General features: G+C 70.4%; 17 protein-coding genes and 1 pseudogene. 9 read left to right on the top strand and 9 right to left on the bottom strand.

Going from position 1 to position 15,206, the window contains the following annotated elements; genetic code table 11:
* Positions 1–386: 386 nt before the first annotated feature.
* The 5 genes from rpsT to mutM all read right to left on the bottom strand — a co-directional run bounded on the left by rpsT (position 387) and on the right by mutM (position 3,910).
* Entirely contained in the window at positions 387–656 is a 270-nt protein-coding gene (rpsT, locus tag ACSQ2H_RS22135) for a 30S ribosomal protein S20 (protein WP_183777175.1), read from the bottom strand.
* Positions 657–763: 107 nt separating this feature from the next.
* Positions 764–1,345: a DUF459 domain-containing protein gene (locus tag ACSQ2H_RS22130; protein ID WP_436063513.1), complete on the bottom strand. Its 582-nt coding sequence runs from the start codon at positions 1,343–1,345 to the stop codon at positions 764–766.
* A gap of 3 nt (positions 1,346–1,348) precedes the next feature.
* The gene (locus ACSQ2H_RS22125) at positions 1,349–2,125 is read right to left on the bottom strand and encodes an enoyl-CoA hydratase (protein ID WP_436063512.1); all 777 of its coding nucleotides are present in this window, start codon (positions 2,123–2,125) and stop codon (positions 1,349–1,351) included.
* A 35-nt stretch (positions 2,126–2,160) separates the two neighbouring features.
* The gene (locus ACSQ2H_RS22120; RefSeq protein WP_436063511.1) at positions 2,161–3,033 is read right to left on the bottom strand and encodes a TraB/GumN family protein; all 873 of its coding nucleotides are present in this window, start codon (positions 3,031–3,033) and stop codon (positions 2,161–2,163) included.
* A gap of 13 nt (positions 3,034–3,046) precedes the next feature.
* Positions 3,047–3,910 (bottom strand): bifunctional DNA-formamidopyrimidine glycosylase/DNA-(apurinic or apyrimidinic site) lyase, encoded by an 864-nt coding sequence (gene mutM, locus ACSQ2H_RS22115; protein WP_436063510.1) that lies wholly within the window; start codon positions 3,908–3,910, stop codon positions 3,047–3,049.
* Positions 3,911–4,108: 198 nt separating this feature from the next.
* On the opposite strand from mutM, the gene ACSQ2H_RS22110 reads away from it, so the two are divergent.
* From ACSQ2H_RS22110 to ACSQ2H_RS22090, 5 genes are all read left to right on the top strand, one after another.
* The gene (locus ACSQ2H_RS22110; protein WP_436063509.1) at positions 4,109–4,867 is read left to right on the top strand and encodes a class I SAM-dependent methyltransferase; all 759 of its coding nucleotides are present in this window, start codon (positions 4,109–4,111) and stop codon (positions 4,865–4,867) included.
* A gap of 3 nt (positions 4,868–4,870) precedes the next feature.
* A complete protein-coding gene (ubiB, locus tag ACSQ2H_RS22105; RefSeq protein WP_436063508.1) occupies positions 4,871–6,379 on the top strand; it encodes a 2-polyprenylphenol 6-hydroxylase in 1,509 nt (502 codons plus the stop codon).
* 121 nt (positions 6,380–6,500) lie between these two features.
* On the top strand, positions 6,501–7,667 hold the full coding sequence (gene rlmN, locus ACSQ2H_RS22100) for a 23S rRNA (adenine(2503)-C(2))-methyltransferase RlmN (protein ID WP_436063507.1): 1,167 nt from the start codon (positions 6,501–6,503) through the stop codon (positions 7,665–7,667).
* 60 nt (positions 7,668–7,727) lie between these two features.
* Entirely contained in the window at positions 7,728–8,153 is a 426-nt protein-coding gene (locus tag ACSQ2H_RS22095) for a DUF350 domain-containing protein (RefSeq protein ID WP_183777183.1), read from the top strand.
* Positions 8,154–8,167: 14 nt separating this feature from the next.
* The gene (locus ACSQ2H_RS22090; RefSeq protein WP_436063506.1) at positions 8,168–9,001 is read left to right on the top strand and encodes a S1 family peptidase; all 834 of its coding nucleotides are present in this window, start codon (positions 8,168–8,170) and stop codon (positions 8,999–9,001) included.
* A 151-nt stretch (positions 9,002–9,152) separates the two neighbouring features.
* Here the strand turns inward: ACSQ2H_RS22090 and ACSQ2H_RS22085 are convergent, their stop codons facing one another.
* The 3 genes from ACSQ2H_RS22085 to ACSQ2H_RS22075 form a co-directional block, all read right to left on the bottom strand.
* Positions 9,153–10,871 carry an AmpG family muropeptide MFS transporter gene (locus tag ACSQ2H_RS22085; RefSeq protein ID WP_436063505.1) on the bottom strand — a complete coding sequence of 573 codons (1,719 nt, stop codon included), beginning with the start codon at positions 10,869–10,871 and terminating at the stop codon, positions 9,153–9,155.
* A 40-nt stretch (positions 10,872–10,911) separates the two neighbouring features.
* On the bottom strand, positions 10,912–12,414 hold the full coding sequence (locus tag ACSQ2H_RS22080; RefSeq protein ID WP_436063504.1) for a response regulator: 1,503 nt from the start codon (positions 12,412–12,414) through the stop codon (positions 10,912–10,914).
* Between the two features lie 62 nt (positions 12,415–12,476).
* The gene (locus tag ACSQ2H_RS22075) at positions 12,477–12,857 is read right to left on the bottom strand and encodes a helix-turn-helix domain-containing protein (RefSeq protein WP_436063503.1); all 381 of its coding nucleotides are present in this window, start codon (positions 12,855–12,857) and stop codon (positions 12,477–12,479) included.
* Positions 12,858–12,958: 101 nt separating this feature from the next.
* Here ACSQ2H_RS22075 and ACSQ2H_RS22070 point away from each other — a divergent pair.
* From ACSQ2H_RS22070 to ACSQ2H_RS22055, 4 genes and pseudogenes are all read left to right on the top strand, one after another.
* Positions 12,959–13,147 (top strand): annotated as a pseudogene (locus ACSQ2H_RS22070) (response regulator transcription factor); the annotation flags it as partial.
* Between the two features lie 124 nt (positions 13,148–13,271).
* The gene (locus ACSQ2H_RS22065; RefSeq protein WP_436063502.1) at positions 13,272–13,664 is read left to right on the top strand and encodes a hypothetical protein; all 393 of its coding nucleotides are present in this window, start codon (positions 13,272–13,274) and stop codon (positions 13,662–13,664) included.
* A gap of 194 nt (positions 13,665–13,858) precedes the next feature.
* On the top strand, positions 13,859–14,209 hold the full coding sequence (locus ACSQ2H_RS22060) for a hypothetical protein (RefSeq protein WP_183770639.1): 351 nt from the start codon (positions 13,859–13,861) through the stop codon (positions 14,207–14,209).
* A 111-nt stretch (positions 14,210–14,320) separates the two neighbouring features.
* A complete protein-coding gene (locus ACSQ2H_RS22055) occupies positions 14,321–14,746 on the top strand; it encodes a hypothetical protein (RefSeq protein WP_436063501.1) in 426 nt (141 codons plus the stop codon).
* On the opposite strand, the gene ACSQ2H_RS22050 is transcribed toward ACSQ2H_RS22055, so the two are convergent.
* The gene (locus ACSQ2H_RS22050; RefSeq protein ID WP_436063500.1) at positions 14,724–15,152 is read right to left on the bottom strand and encodes a universal stress protein; all 429 of its coding nucleotides are present in this window, start codon (positions 15,150–15,152) and stop codon (positions 14,724–14,726) included. The genes ACSQ2H_RS22055 and ACSQ2H_RS22050 overlap by 23 nt on opposite strands.
* Between the last annotated feature and the right edge of the window lie 54 nt (positions 15,153–15,206).

Genomic DNA, 15,206 nt, shown 5'->3' with positions numbered 1-15,206 from the left:
CCGTCAGCGCCCCCGCAGCGGAACAACTTTGTTCAGCAAACACAAAGCCTTAACCGGCGAGCGCAATGCCCCCGCCGCCGCCTTTTTTCATCCGAGATCAGATGGAAGGACGTCTTGAGACTTGTCACCCTAGTCACGACGCCTAGGGGGTCAACGCTGATTCTTCGCCCCGTCGACGGATATTTTCGTTGACTCAAATCCACGCCTCGCGCGGCAAGGGAATCTGGATTTCAACGTTCCGTTAACTGAGAACTCTCGCCCCTAAGGTGCATGGTTGTAGAGCGCGCAAAATAAAACGCCCGCGGGTTCAGCAACCCGCGGGTGTCCCTAAATTCCGTAATTTGTCAGGGAGAATGCGGCCAAGCTTGACGCTCGGCCGATCAACCTCAGGCCGCAGCCATCTTCTTCAGCTGGGCGGCCAGGCGCGAGACCTTGCGCGAGCCGGTGTTCTTGTGAACCACGCCCTTGGTCACGGCGCGCATCAGCTCGGATTGAGCTTCGACGAACGCGGTCTTGGCGGCGCCGGCGTCGCCCGAGGCGACGGCCTCTTCGAACTTGCGCAGGTAGGTGCGCACGCGCGAGCGGCGAGCCTTGTTGACTTCGGTACGGCGGGCGATCTTACGGACCGCCTTCTTGGCGCCGGGCGTGTTGGCCATGTGTCAGCTCTCGATACGGATCGCGCCCGAGCCAGAAACCCGGGCGGGCAAATTGGAGGCGCGGATATACGGGACAGCGCCGCGCGGGTCAATGCGCTGTGGATGCTTTAATCGATCAGCGTGAAGGCGCGCCAGGCGGGATGCGCCGCGACCAGGTCGGCCATGCGCTGATAGCCGCCGGCGCCGGGGTGGGCGCCGTCCCAGGCCAGGGCCTCGGTCCGCCACAGGCCGTCGGCCTCCAGCGGCTGGAAGACGTCGATGAACGGCACCTTGAGCCGGGCGGCCAGCACCTTGAGGTTCTCGTTGAGCACCTCGAGCCGGGCCGAGACCCCGGCGTCGGCCATCGGCGGCGGCCCGACCAGCAGCACCGGGCAATGGGCGTCGGCGCCGGTCAGCATGGCCTGGGCGTTCTTGAGGCTGTCGGCCTGGGCGACGCGCGGCGCGCCGTCCAGGGGGTAGCAGTCGTTGGCCCCGAACGAGAACACGATGCGCATCGGCTCCTCGTTCGTGAAGCGCGGCGTCGCCTCGGCCCGCCAGCGGGCGGCGATGTCGGCCGAGGTCTCCCGCCGGACCCCGAGATTGTAGAGCGTGATCGAGCGCCGGCCGAGCAGGGCCCGGCCGATCCAGCCGAGGTGGTCGGGGTCGCCGGCGCCGGCGACCAGGGAGTCGCCGAACGCGATCAACCGCACGGATCAGGACCCCTTGAAGCCGGGTTTGCGCTTCTCGACGAAGGCGGCCATGCCCTCCTTCTGGTCGTCGAAGGCGAACAGCGAGTGGAACAGGCGCCGCTCGACGGCGACGCCGGTCGACAGCGTGGTCTCGTAGGCGGTCTCGACCAGCTCCTTGTTCATCATCACCGCTAGCGGCGACTGGCCGGCGATCTTGGTCGCCGCGGCCATGGCCTCGCCGATCAGCTGGTCGGCGGGGACGACGCGGGAGACCAGGCCCGAGCGCTCGGCCTCGGCGGCGTCCATCATCCGGCCGGTGAGGATCATCTCCATGGCCTTGGACTTGCCGACGAAGCGGGTCAGGCGCTGGGTGCCGCCGATCCCGGGGGCGACGCCGAGATTGATCTCCGGCTGGCCGAACTTGGCGCTCTCGGCGGCGATGATGAAGTCGCAGAGCATGGCCAGCTCGCAGCCGCCGCCCAAGGCGTAGCCGGCGACCGCGGCGATGATCGGCTTGCGGAACTGCTCGATGCGGCGGGCGCTGGCGCCGAAGAAGTCCTGCTTGAACATCTCGGCGTAGGTCTTGGTCGACATCTCCTTGATGTCGGCGCCGGCGGCGAAGGCGCGGTCCGAGCCGGTCAGCACCACGCAGCGGACGGCCTCGTCGGCCTCGGCGACGTCAAGGGCGGCGCAGAGCTCGGCGAGCAGCTGGCTGTTGAGGGCGTTGAGCGCTTCGGGCCGGTTGAGGCGGATCATCGTCACGCCTTCGGTTTGCTCGACGATCAGGGTCTCGTAGCTCATGGCAGCCCTCGCTGGCGATGTCGGTCCCGCCGGGATTAAGGCCCTTCGACGCTGTAGCCAAGGGCGCGCAGGCGGGCGGGCAGGCCGTCCTGGCCGACTAGGTGGCCGACCCCGACCACGACCACCGTGCGACCCGAGCCGTCGAGCCGGGTCTTCAGGGTCTTCAGCCAGCGCTCATTGCGCTCGGTGACGAGGCGGGCGTAGAGCCCCGGCGCGGCGGCGCGCAGCGGCCCGAGCACGTCCTCGTCGAGGGCGCGCAGGTCGCCGGCCATCCAGTGGGCGATCAGTTCGTCATAGGCCTTGGGGTTCTCGTTCAGCTCGACCAGGCTCTGTTCCAGCGAGGCGAGCTGCTGGGCCAGCGGCGCGGCGTCGAAGATGGCGATCTGCTCTTCCGGGCTCTCGAACGCGCGGCGCTGGGCCGAGCCGGGGGCCGAGGCGGAGAGGGTCTTCTCGACGCCGGACGAGGCGTCGGCCCCGGCCTTCTGGAACTGGGCGCCGGCCAGGACCACCTCGGCGAACCAAGGCTCCAGCCGGTCGAGCACGGCCATAGAGACGCCGAGGTCGGCGACGGCGGTCTCAAGACGCTTGCGGCCCTCCGGCGAGAGCATCGCCGACAGCGACTGATCGGGCGGCAGCATGCCGTTGGCGGCGGCGAGCTGAGCGACCTTGGCCTCGGACGCCGGATCGATCGGCAGCTCGAACCAGAGGTCGTCGGCCTTGGCGAGCGCGGCGTCCAGCTCGGCCGGCCGCCAGTCGAGACCCGGCGGCAGGACGTGGACCGAGCCGAAGATCACCAGTTCGGAGTCGGCGTCGCGCACGGTCCAGACCGGGGGGCGGGCCTCGGCCTCGGCGACCGTGCAACCGGCGAGCAGCAGGCCGGCGAGCGCGCCGAGCAGGCGTTGGGTCATCGGGCGGCTGGCCTCACTTCTGGCAGGTCGGGCAATAGAAGGTGGAGCGGCCGGCCTGGACCTCGCGGGCGATGGTCCCCTTGCAGCCGGCGTTGGTGCAGGGCTCGCCCTCGCGGTCGTAGGCGCGGAAGCGGTGCTGGAAGTAGCCGAGCGCGCCGTCGGCGGCCGCGTAGTCCTTGAGCGTCGAGCCGCCGGCCGCGATGGCCTCGTTCAGCACGTCGCGGATGATCTCGACCAGCGGGCCGAGCTTGGCCGGCTTGATCGATCCGGCCGGTTTCATGGGCGAGATCTTCGCCCGGTTCAGCGCCTCGCAGACATAGATGTTGCCCAGGCCTGCGACCACGCGCTGGTCGAGCAGCAGGGTCTTGGGCCCTTGCTTGCGGCCGGCGAAGGCGGTGATCAGGCGCTGGGCGTCGAAGGCCTCGGACAGCGGCTCGGGGCCGAGGCCGGCGAACCAGGGGTGCTGGTCCATCGCCGCGGTCTCGATCAGGTCCATGTAGCCGAAGCGGCGCGGGTCGTAATAGGTGACGCGCCCGCCGTCGTCGGCCTCGAACACCACATGGGCGTGCTTGGGATCGGGGTCGGGGGCGTAGTGGAATTCGCCGGGCCGCTGGTAGCCCTCGGGCTGGGCGATCTCGAAGCGGCCGCTCATCCCTAAGTGCATGACCAGGGTCTCGCCGCGGTCGAGCACGGCCATCAGGTACTTGGCGCGGCGTTCCAGGCGCTCGATGGTCGCGCCGGTCAGGCGCTGGACGAAGCCGTCGGGGAAGGGGAAGCGCAGGTCGGGGCGGCGCGCCTCGACCCGCGACAGGCGACGGCCTTCGAGCACCGGCTGCAGGCCGCGCCGGACGGTTTCGACCTCGGGCAATTCAGGCATGGCCTTGAAGTGGCATTTCGAGGCGGCCCGCGCAATTGCCCCCCGCTGGGGGAGCTGTCAGCCGGATGGCTGACGGAGGGGACTTCTGAGTCAGGTGTCCCCCTCCGTCTCGCGGCTGCGCCGCGATCCACCTCCCCCAAAAGGGGAGGAACTGGTCGCGACTGGCGCGGCATGGCTGGTCGAGCTAAGACCCTGCGCATGACCGGACCCTCCTCCACCTTCGGCTTCCGCGATGTCGACGCCTCCGAGAAGGCCGGCCTCGTGCGCGGCGTCTTCGACAGCGTCGCCAGCCGCTACGACCTGATGAACGACCTGATGAGCGCGGGCGTGCACCGGCTCTGGAAGGACGCCACGGCCGCGCGGCTGAACCCGCAGCCGGGCGAGGTGATCATCGACTGCGCCGGCGGCACCGGCGACATGGCCCGGCGGTTCGCCAAGCTGGCGCGCGCCGCCCAGCTGCGCCGCGGCGGGCCCGACGCCCAGATCATGATCATGGACTACAACGCCGAGATGATCGCGGCGGGCCGCACCAAGGGCGGCGAGCCGGAGATCACCTGGAACGTCGGCGACGCCCAGCGGCTGCCGCTGCCCGACGCCTGCGCCGACGCCTATGTGATCTCGTTCGGCATCCGCAACGTCACCGACGTGCAGGCCGCGCTGGTCGAGGCGCGCCGCGTGCTGAAGCCGGGCGGCCGGTTCCTGTGCCTGGAGTTCTCGCACCCGGCCACCGAGATGCTGCGCAAGGCCTATGACGCCTATTCGTTCAAGGTGATCCCGCAGATCGGCGAGTGGGTCGCCAAGGACCGCGACAGCTACCAGTACCTGGTCGAGAGCATCCGCCGCTTCCCCGACCAGCAGACCTTCGTCTCGATGATCGAGAAGGCCGGGTTCAGCCGCGCCGGCTACACCAACTTCACCGGCGGCGTCGCGGCCCTGCACCACGGCCGGGCGTTCTGATCCATGGGAAGTCTCGCGGCCTTCGGGCGGCTGACCGCGGCGGGATGGTCGCTGGCGCGCAACGACGCCCTGCTGCCGCGCGAGTTCGAGGACCTCTATCCGCCGAGCGTGCGGGCGCTGTCGGGGGCCCTGCGGGTGTTCACCGGCCGCCAGGCGCGTGACGGCCGGCCAGGCGAGCGGCTGGCCCGCTCGCTGGAGCGGCTGGGGCCGGTGGCGATCAAGCTGGGCCAGCTGCTGTCGACGCGGGCCGACATCTTCGGGGCCGAGTTCGCCGACGACCTGTCGCGGCTGAAGGACAAGCTGCCGCCGTTCGCGACCGACGTGGCGCGCCGCGAGGTCGAGCTGGCCCTGGGCCGGCCGATCGAGAGCCTGTTCGCCAGCTTCGGCGAGCCGGTGGCCGCCGCCTCGCTGGCCCAGGCGCACGAGGCGACGTTGCTGGACGGCCGCAAGGTGGCGGTGAAGGTGCTGCGGCCGGGCATCGCCCATCGCGTGGCGCAGGACGCCGAGGTGCTGGCCCTGGCCGCGCGACTGGTCGAGCGCATCTCCGAGCCTGCGCGCCGGCTGGAGCCGCAGGCCCTGGCCGCGACGGTGATCCGCGCCACCGAGCTGGAGCTGGACCTGCGGCTGGAAGCGGCCGGCGGCGACGAGCTGGGCGAGGTCATGGCCAAGGACGGCTACATGACCGCGCCGAAGGTCGTCTGGGACGGGGTCGGCAAGAAGGTGCTGACCCAGGAGTGGGCCCAGGGCGCGCCGCTGTCGGACCCGGCGACCCTGCAGCTGGAGGGCCTCGACCGCCCGGCCCTGGCCGACAAACTGCTGCGCGCGTTCCTCTCCCAGGCGCTGGACCACGGGGTGTTCCACGCCGACCTGCACGAGGGCAATCTGTTCGTGGCCGCGCCGGCGCAGATCACCGCCGTCGACTTCGGCATCGTCGGGCGGCTGGGTCCGTCCGAGCGCCGCTATCTGGCCGAGATCCTCTGGGGCTTCCTGGAGCGCGACTACGAGAAGATCGCCCAGACCCACTTCGAGGCCGGCTACGTGCCGCGCACCCATTCGGTGCATGCGTTCGCCCAAGCTTTGCGCGCGGTCGGCGAGCCGCTGTTCGGGCGGACCGCCAGCGACGTCTCGATGGGCCGGGTGCTGACCCAGCTGTTCGAGATCACCGCGCTGTTCGACATGCGCCTGCAGCCGCAGCTGGTACTGCTGCAGAAGACCATGATGACGGTTGAGGGCGTGGCCCGGCGGCTCGACCCCGACCACGACATCTGGAAGGCCGCCGACCCGGTGGTGCGCCGCTGGATGCTGCGCGAGCTGGGGCCGCAGGCGCAGGTCAAGCGCTTCGTCAGCGAGGGGATCGAGGCGCTGCGCGCGCTGCACCGGCTGATCGAGAATCCGCCGCAGGCGACCGCGGCGGCGGTGGTGGTCGAGGACCGCCCTTCGCGCATGGCCTGGTTCGCGATCGGCGCGGCGGTGGCCGGGGCGGCGTTCCTGCTCGGGGTGTGGGTGCTTTAAGCGCAGGATCCTCCCCTCGTGGGGGAGCATCTATCAGCTCCCAATCGGCCGCAGGGGCGTTCATTTGGCGTAAGGGCGGCGGCGCCCTATATTCCGCGGTCTTCCAGACCGTGAGCATCCCTTGGGCGTCACCCTTGATCTTTCGCGCGGACCCGTCGCGTCCGTCGTCAAACCGAACCTTTCGGGGCTGACCCGCAAGGCGCTGGCGCAGGCGTTGATCGACGCCGAGGTCGTGCGCCCGGACAAGGCCAAGATGCGCGCCAGCCAGCTGTGGCGCTGGATCCACCACTACGGCGCGACCGACTTTGCGGCGATGACCGACGTCGCCAAGGACACCCGCGCGGCCCTGGAGCAGGCCTTCACCCTGGCCCGCCCCGAAGTGGTCGAGCGGCAGGTGTCCAAGGACGGCACCCGCAAGTGGCTGATCCGCATGGCCCCGGGCATCGAGGTCGAGACCGTCTACATTCCCGACGTCGGCCGTTCGGGGGCGCTGTGCGTCTCCAGCCAGGTCGGCTGCACGCTGAACTGCACCTTCTGCCACACCGGCACCCAGGCGCTCGTCCGCAACCTGACCGCGGCCGAGATCGTCGCCCAGGTGCAGGTGGCCCGCGACGACCTTTCGGAATGGCCCTCGCCCAAGGAGGACCGCCGGCTCTCGAACATCGTGTTCATGGGCATGGGCGAGCCGCTCTACAATCTCGACAACGTCGCCGACGCCATCGACATCATCGCCGACGGCGAGGGCATCGCCATTTCGCGGCGGCGGATCACGGTCTCGACCTCGGGCGTGGTGCCGGAGCTGAAGGCGCTGGGCGAGCGGACCCAGGCGATGCTGGCGATCTCGCTGCACGCCACCAACGACGACCTGCGCGACGTGCTGGTGCCGCTGAACAAGAAGTACGACATCGCCACGCTGATGGAGGGCATCCGCGGCTATCCGGGGCTGTCCAACACCCGCCGCGTGACCTTCGAGTACGTGATGCTGCGCGACGTCAACGACAGCCCGGCCGAGGCCAAGGCCCTGGTCAAGCTGCTCAAGGGCATCCCGGCCAAGATCAACCTGATCCCGTTCAACCCGTGGCCCGGCACCAACTACGGCTGCTCGGACTGGGGCGCGATCGAAAGCTTCGCGGCGATCCTCAACCGCGCCGGCTACGCCTCGCCGATCCGCACGCCGCGCGGCCGCGACATCCTGGCCGCCTGCGGCCAGCTGAAGTCCGAGAGCGAGAAGGTGCGGGCCAGCGCGCGGCGCAAGCTGGCCGCCGGCGACGCCGAGGCCATTGCCTAGGTTTCGCCGGTCCGTGCTATCGATGCGGCCGAGTAACTAGAGTCCAGCCGACGGGGTCCCATGCCGCAACTGCAATCGCCTGAGATCCAGGCCTTCGCCAACGGCTTTCCCATCGCCCTGATGCACATCGCGGTGACCGTCGCGATCCTGTTCGTCGGCGTCGTGATCTACGTGCTGATGACCCCGCATCGCGAGATCGCGCTGATCCGCGAGGGCAACTCCGCCGCGGCGCTGTCGCTGGGCGGCGTGCTGGTCGGGCTGGCGATCCCGCTGTCGGCCTCGCTGGCCGGGTCGACCTCGGCGCTGGAGATCGGCATGTGGGGCGCGGCCTGCGTGGCGCTGCAGCTGCTGATCTTCCGGCTGGTGGACCTGGCGCTGCACGGCCTGCCCCAGCGCATCCAGGAAGGCGAGATCGCGGCCGCCGCCCTGCTGGTCGGGGCCAAGCTGGCCACGGCCCTGATCATCGCCTCGGCGATGGCCGGCTGATCCACGACGCGTAGATGCATTTCCCCCGGCTTCCAGACTGGCTGGTCTATCTGGCGGTGGTGCTGGCGCTGCTGATCGCGGCGGTCGGCCGCCAGGAGCGCGCCGACGCCCCGCCGCCGCCGCCGCCGGTGGCCGGCGGCGAGGGCCTGCCGCTTGGTCCCGCCTCGCCATTCGACCCGCAGGTGGTGGTCGACGTGCCGGGCAAGGCCGAGCCGGGCGTCGGCACGGCGTTCTCGGTTTCCGACTCCGGGGTGTGGATCACCGCCCGCCACGTGGTCGACGGCTGCACCCAGACCGCCATCGTCGTGGCCGAGGGCCGCGGGGTGGAAGCCCAGGTCCATATCGACCCGCGTGGCGAGGCCGCGATCCTGACCACCGAGGGCGGCGCCCCGCCGCTGCCGCTGGGCCTGGACCAGCCGCTGCGCCGCGGCGACCGGGCGTTCCACCCCGGCTATCCGCAGGGCGAGCCGGGGGAGGCGACCTCGCGCCTGCTCGGGCGCGAGAACCTGGAGGTCCGCGGCCGCGGCGCCCGCACCGAGCCGGTGCTGGTCTGGGCCGAGACCGGCCGCACCGACGGGCTGGAAGGCACCTTGGCCGGATTGTCGGGTTCGCCGGTGCTGGACCGCGCCGGCCGGGTGATCGGGGTGACGGTGGCCGAGAGCCCGCGCCGCGGGCGGATCTACACCACGTCGCCGGAGACGGTGATCGCGGCGCTGACCGCCAGCCACCAGCGGGCCGACAAGTTCGCGGTCGGCGAGCCGATCACCACCGACAACTACGGCCGCGTGGCCGACACCCTGCGCCGCGACCTGCGGGTGGCGCAGGTGATCTGCCTGCGCACGTCTTAGGCTCCGAAAGTAACTGTCTCTGGCTCCCTCACCCCTCAAGCGGGGAGAGGAAAGGCGCTCTCGCGGCGGGGGCTGCTCTCAATGCGTTGAGTCAAAAGTCCCCCTCAGTCAGCTGCGCTGACAGCTCCCCCAAAGGGGGAGCATCGGGGGGCTACGCTTCTTTCGGCTGCGGGCTCAGGCGGGCGACCATGAAGGCCAGCACGATGCCGATGAGGCCGAGGGCGGCGGAGTAGAAGAAGAAGGTCATGTAGCCGGCGCCGAGCGCTTCGGGCGTGACGCCGGATTTCTCCATGGCGTTGGCGAAGGTCTGCGGCGGCAGGCCGGCGAACAGCGGCTTGAAGGCCGCGAACATCCCGCCGGCGTCGGCGCTGGCCGCGGCGCCCTCGACGATGCGGCCCGACTGCGAGGCGACGAGCTTGCCGAGCAGGGCGTAGAGCGAGGAGAACAGCGCGTACTGGGTGGCGGTGAAGCCCTGTCCGGTCAGGCTGGACATGTAGGCGATCAGGCAGGTGCCGGCGAAGCCGGAGGCGATGTTGTCGACCCCGATGGCGACGCTGAGCGCCCAGAGCTGCGGCCCCTGGGCGGCCAGCCAGGCGAACACCAGGTTGGACAGCGGACCTGCGAACGCGCCGACCACCATCGAGCGGATCAGGCCGAAGCGGGCGATGCAGAAGCCGCCGAGCCCGACGCCGAGCACGCTCATGACCACGCCCAGCACCTTGCGGACCTCGGCGATCTCGAGCTTGGAGTAGCCCATGTCGAGATAGAACGGGTTCATGATGTTGAGCACGAAGTCGCTCAGCCGGTAGACGCAGATCAGCGCCAGGATCAGGCCCGCGGCCTGGCCGTAGCGGGCGAAGAAGTTGGCCAGCGGCGCACCCAGCGCGACGCTGAGATAGCGGCCGGGGCGGGTCTGCAGGCCGGGCGCCGGGCGGGCGGCGAAGAAGATCACCAGCGCGCCGATCACGACGCCGCCGAGCTGGGCGAAGACGCCCCAGGGCTTGGCTTCCCAGAGCGTGGTCACCTGGGCCGCGGCGCCGGCCAGGCCGAGGCGCTCGAAGGCGGCGGCGAGGATGGCGGCGTTGCCGGCCAGGCCCGAACCCAGCACCACGCCGCCGAGCACGAACAGCAGCAGGCGGATCGCCCACTCGGCGCCGTCGCGGGCCGGGGCGGCGGGAATGTCGCCGGTGTCGATGGCGCGGATCTCGTGCTGGGCCTCACGCGGGGCGCCGAGCACGCCGAGCACCCCGACCAGCATCAGCACGGCCATGATGGCGTAGGAGGTGTTCCAGCCGGCGTATTCCGACAGCGCCAGCGGCAGCACGCCGGCGACGATCATCGCGATGCGGTAGCCCCACTGGTAGGCCGCCGCCATCGCGCCCTGCTTCTCGGTGACCGCCGCCTCGATCCGCCAGGCGTCGATAACGATGTCCTGGGTGGCCGAGACGAAGCCGACGAGCACCGCGAACAGCGCCATGAGCCCGAGACTGGAGACCGGGTCGGTGCCGGCGATCGACCACAGGCCGAGCACGATCAGCCCCTGGCAGACCAGCATCCACGAGCGGCGATGGCCGAGCCATTTGGTGATCACCGGGACCTTGGCGCGGTCGACCAGCGGGGCCCAGAGGAACTTCAGCGAATAGGCCAAGGTCGCCAGACCGAAGAAGGCGATCACTTCCAGCGACAGTCCCGCGTCGCGCAGCCAGGCCGACAGGGTGTCGAAGATCAGCAGGTTCGGCAGGCCCGAGGCGAAACCGAGCGACAGCATCACCAGCGAGCGGCGCTCAAGATAGACGGCCAGGGCCGCGAGCGTGCCCGGCTTCTTGGCGGCCTGCTGGGGGGCCTCGCCGGCCTCGGTTTCTGTGGTCATGCAAGGCTTCCCCGAACGACGCCGGGGCGGCCCCTGGACGTCAGCCGACCTTGGCGTGGTCCGGCTGTTGCGTCCAGTCGGGGGCGGCGGTCCAGCGGCCAAGCGCCGCGCGCAGGGCGTCGGGGGTCAGCGGCTTGACCAGGAAGTCGTCCATGCCGGCGGCCAGGCAGGCATGGCGGTCTTCCTCGAAGGCGTTGGCGGTGAGGGCGACGACCGGCGTGCGCACGCCCATGCTACGTACCTTGCGGGTGGCTTCGAGCCCCGACATGCCGGGCATGCGCATGTCCATCAGGATCAGGTCGTAGACCCCGACCTTGAGAGCGGCGAGCGCCTCCTCGCCGCCGCCGGCCTGGTCGACGCGGCAGCCTTCGCGCGACAGCAGGGTGCGGGCGAGCAGGGCGTTGATGGGATTGTCCTCGACCAGCAGGATGCGGGCGCCGGGGGCCGCGGCCGGGGCGATGCGGTCGTCCACCACCGTGCGGGCCGGATCCTCCTCGCGGCGGGCGGCGAGCAAGCGCTCGGCCAGCGAGGCGCGGCGCAGCGGCTTGATCAGGTAGCCGGCGAACCCGGCGGCGCGCTGCTCCTCGATGCGGCCGCGCTCGTCGGGGGTCAGCATGACCAGCAGCGAGCGCTTGGCGGGCGGACGATCGGGCGCGAGGGCGCGGTCGACCAGCACGACGTCGGCCGGGCGGGTCGCGGCCAGCGCCGCCTGCAGGTCAGCGGCGACCAGGGCCTTGCCGCCGGACGCCTCGATCTGGCGGCGGGCGGCTTCGGCGACGACGCAGTTGGCGCTGACGATGGCGACGGTGCGGCGGGCGAGCGGCCGTTCGATCCGGGCCGGGCGGCGGGGCAGCGGGGCCTCGAACCAGAAGGCCGCGCCGCCGAGGCTGGCGGTCTCGACCCCGACCTCGCCGTCCATAGCGCCGGCCAGCTTACGGGCGATGGCCAGGCCCAGGCCCGCGCCGCCGAGCTGGACGTCGCGCAGGGGGTCGGCCTGTTCGAAGGCTTCGAAGATGGTTTCGCGGGCCGCCTGGCTGACGCCGGGACCGGAGTCCTCGACGGTGAAGCGCAGGCCGTGCGGGGTCTCGACGACGCTGAGCAGCACGCCGCCCTGGCTGGTGAACTTGACGGCGTTGCCGGCGAAGTTGAGCAGGATCTGACGCAGGCGGCCTTCGTCGGCATGGACGGCGCCGATGCCGGCCGGCGCGGCCCAGGCGATCTCCAGGCCCTTTTCCTGGGCGCGCGGGGACAGCAGCTCGCAGACCGAGCGCAGCAGGCTCTCGACCTCGAAATCGGCGGAATGCAGCTCGATCTTGTCGGCGCCCAGGCGGGCGAAGTCGAGCACGTCGTTGACCAGGCCGAGCAGGTGCTCGCCGGACTCGCGCAGCGCCGAGACATAGGCGCGCTGTTCGTCGGTAAGCGCGGTGCCTTCCAGCAGGCGGGCCATGCCGAGCACGCCGTTCAGCGGGGTACGGAACTCGTGGCTGAGCGAGGCGAGCTGCTCGGCGCTGACGCGGGCCTGGCGGGTACGATCGTGGGTCATCGACCCAGGGTTTACCGCACGCGGCTTAACGGGCGGTCAAACGCCGCCTTTTTGGGCGCGGGTCAGAGCGCGGCCATTTCCTGGGCCAGGGTCACCAGGGCGGCGCGGGCCGAGGCCTGCGGGATGGCGGCGAAGGCTTCCAGCAGTTCCACCCCGCCGGTCAGGGCCAGCGCCGAGATCACCTCGTCGGCGGCGTCGGCCAGGCCGCCCTCCTCGCCGACCAGCCAGCCGACGGTGGTGTCGAGCGCGGCGGCGATGGCGACCAGCATCGAGCCGGAGACGCGATTGGCCCCGCGTTCGTACTTCTGGATCTGCTGGAACGAGACGCCGACCCGCTCTGACAGCACGCCCTGGCTGATGCCGAGCGACTTGCGGCGAAGGCGCATACGGGCGCCGATAGCGACGTCTACGGGGTCCGGTCCGATGGCGTCATCGAGGGGCATTTTGTCCTCCCCACTGCTTGGGATATTCTATCGCAGCGTTAAGCCTGCCGCAGCATAACAAGTAGACGGCCGGTAACGCGAGTCGCTAACGTATTCGTCCTATGCGCGCACCGCCTGAGACCGTCCTGGATCCAGTCGAACTTCTCACCCCGAGAGAGCGCGATTGCCTGCGTCTGGTCGATCGGCACCTGAGCTCCAAGCAGATCGCCCGTGAGCTGGGCATGTCGAAAGCCTCGGTCGACACCTACTGCGACCGCGCCCGCCGCAAGCTGGGGGTCGGCGACCGCTACGCCGCCGCCCGCGCCCTGGCCGACCACGAAATCGCTGTCCCGATCGGATCGGGACACGACGCAATCAGGACAGACGCCGACGCCGTCTCATGGGCTGATGAAGCCCAGCAAGGAGACAGGGCTGATGGGCGACTGGTTGCGAGAACTGGCGGACGCCAGGGGGACGGTGGTGGATCTGCACCCCAACCGCGAGACGATGAACCGCCGCGCCGCGGTGGGCCGCGCGATGCGGGTGCGGGACGAGGTGGCGGCGTTCGAGCGCCGCTGGCCGGCGCCGCCGAGCCACGAGGCGAACGTCCCCAGCTTCACCTGGAGCCAACTGGAACGACAGCTCGCGGATTTGGCGGATTCGCCGATGAAGGCGGCCATGGCGCGGGACCTGGTGTCTGGTTTGCGCAAGACGTCGCAGTTCAAGCCGCCGGAAATGGTGCTGCGGGAAATCCTCTGCACCAGCTGGGCGCTGCTGGACGAGGACTTCCAGCCGGACATGGGCTCGGACTATCCGCCGCAAGACTAAGCCCGCTCACGCGGCTGGGGCTGGTGGGGCTCATCGCGATCGTCGCCGCCTTGGCTTTCGGGGCGTTGCTGGCGGGCCTCCACGCGCTCCAGAGCCTGATTTAATCCTATTTCCAAACAGGGCCTTAGCCCTGTTCCCCGACAACTGAACACGCAGAAGGCGCCGGCGTTCGGCCGCGCGCCAGGAGACCCCTCATGCTCAAGCAACGTCGTATGATCGCCGATCAAGTCGCGGCGAGTTTGTTCGAAGCTGAAGCCGCCATCGACGCCGCCCTGGCGAAGACCGCCGGCTTGGCGGGTGTGATGCCGAGCCTGCGCACCGACGCCGGCCTGTCGGCCCTGGTCGGCCAGGGCGCCGTGGAACGCGCCAGCGAGGCGATCGCTCTGCTGGCCCAGGCCCGCCGCGCGATCTGCGAGACCCACAAGGAGCTCGACGTCGCCAAGACCCAGATCGGCCTGGGCGCGGTGATGTACGGCGGCATGGAGAAGCCGCCGGAAGCCTCGGCCCGGACGCGCCACATCATGCAGGTGGCTCCGGCCGCCTAAAGGCGACAGCGGCGCCCGGCGGGTCCAAGACCCACTCCGGGTTTTCCGGAAGTTGCATCCTGCGGCGTAAGCCTCAGTATCGGGGCCCTCAGCCTTGAGGGCCCCTTTTTCGTGCTCAGCTCCCTGCCCGAACAGATCTGGGCCGTCGCCATGTTGGCCGTCTCGACCTACGCCTGGTGGCGCGGCGGCTGGGTCGAGCGGGTGGTGGCGGTGACCAACGTCATGGCCTGGCTGGCCACGATCGCCCTGCAGAACCGCACCAACTGGGTCGATCCGCAGTGGAGCGTGTTCGCGGTCGACGTCGCGTTCCTGGGCGTGCTGCTGGGGCTGGTGGTGCGCTCGCAGCGGACCTGGATCCTGCCGGCCGCGGCGTTCCAGCTGCTGCTGGTGATCACCCACGCGGCGATCATCATCGACGAAGGCGTCCGGGCCCGCGCCTACATCACCGCGCTGATCCTCTGGAGCTACCTGGTGCTGATATCGCTGGCGGTGGGCGCGCACCTGCGCTGGCGGCTCAGCGCGCCACCAGCACGCTGATCCCGGACTCGCGGACGATGCGCTCGGCGTTGGAGCCGAGCAGCCGCGAGACGGCGCTGGGCTGGTGGGCCCCGACGATGATCAGGTCGGCGCCGACCGCCTTGGCCTCGGCCAGGACCTCGCCGGCCACCGACCCGACCCGGACCTTGATCGACACCGGCCATTTCGTGCCCGACAGGGTGTCCGCCCACCTCAGCAGCTCGGCTTCGTGCAGCGCCTGTTCGTCGGCCTCGAAGGTCTTGGGCAGGTAGGCGTTGTAGCGCGAGGCGCGCGGGGTGCGGACGTTGACCAGGGTGATGCGGGCGTCGGCGGCTTCGGCGATCGCGCGCGCGCGGCCGAGCTCGCGTTCGGCGTTGGTCGGATCTTCGATGTCGATGGTGACCAGGATGTGCGAGTAGCCGGGCATTGGAACCCTCCCCTTGCTGCGAAGCTAAGACGCGTGAAGCGTCGCTGTGGTTGC

The organism is Phenylobacterium sp. LjRoot97, from assembly GCF_964254345.1.
In the GTDB taxonomy this organism is placed as follows: Bacteria; Pseudomonadota; Alphaproteobacteria; order Caulobacterales; family Caulobacteraceae; genus Phenylobacterium.
Note: the sequence above shows the minus strand (reverse complement) of the source record. Positions and strands in the feature narration are given on the sequence as shown.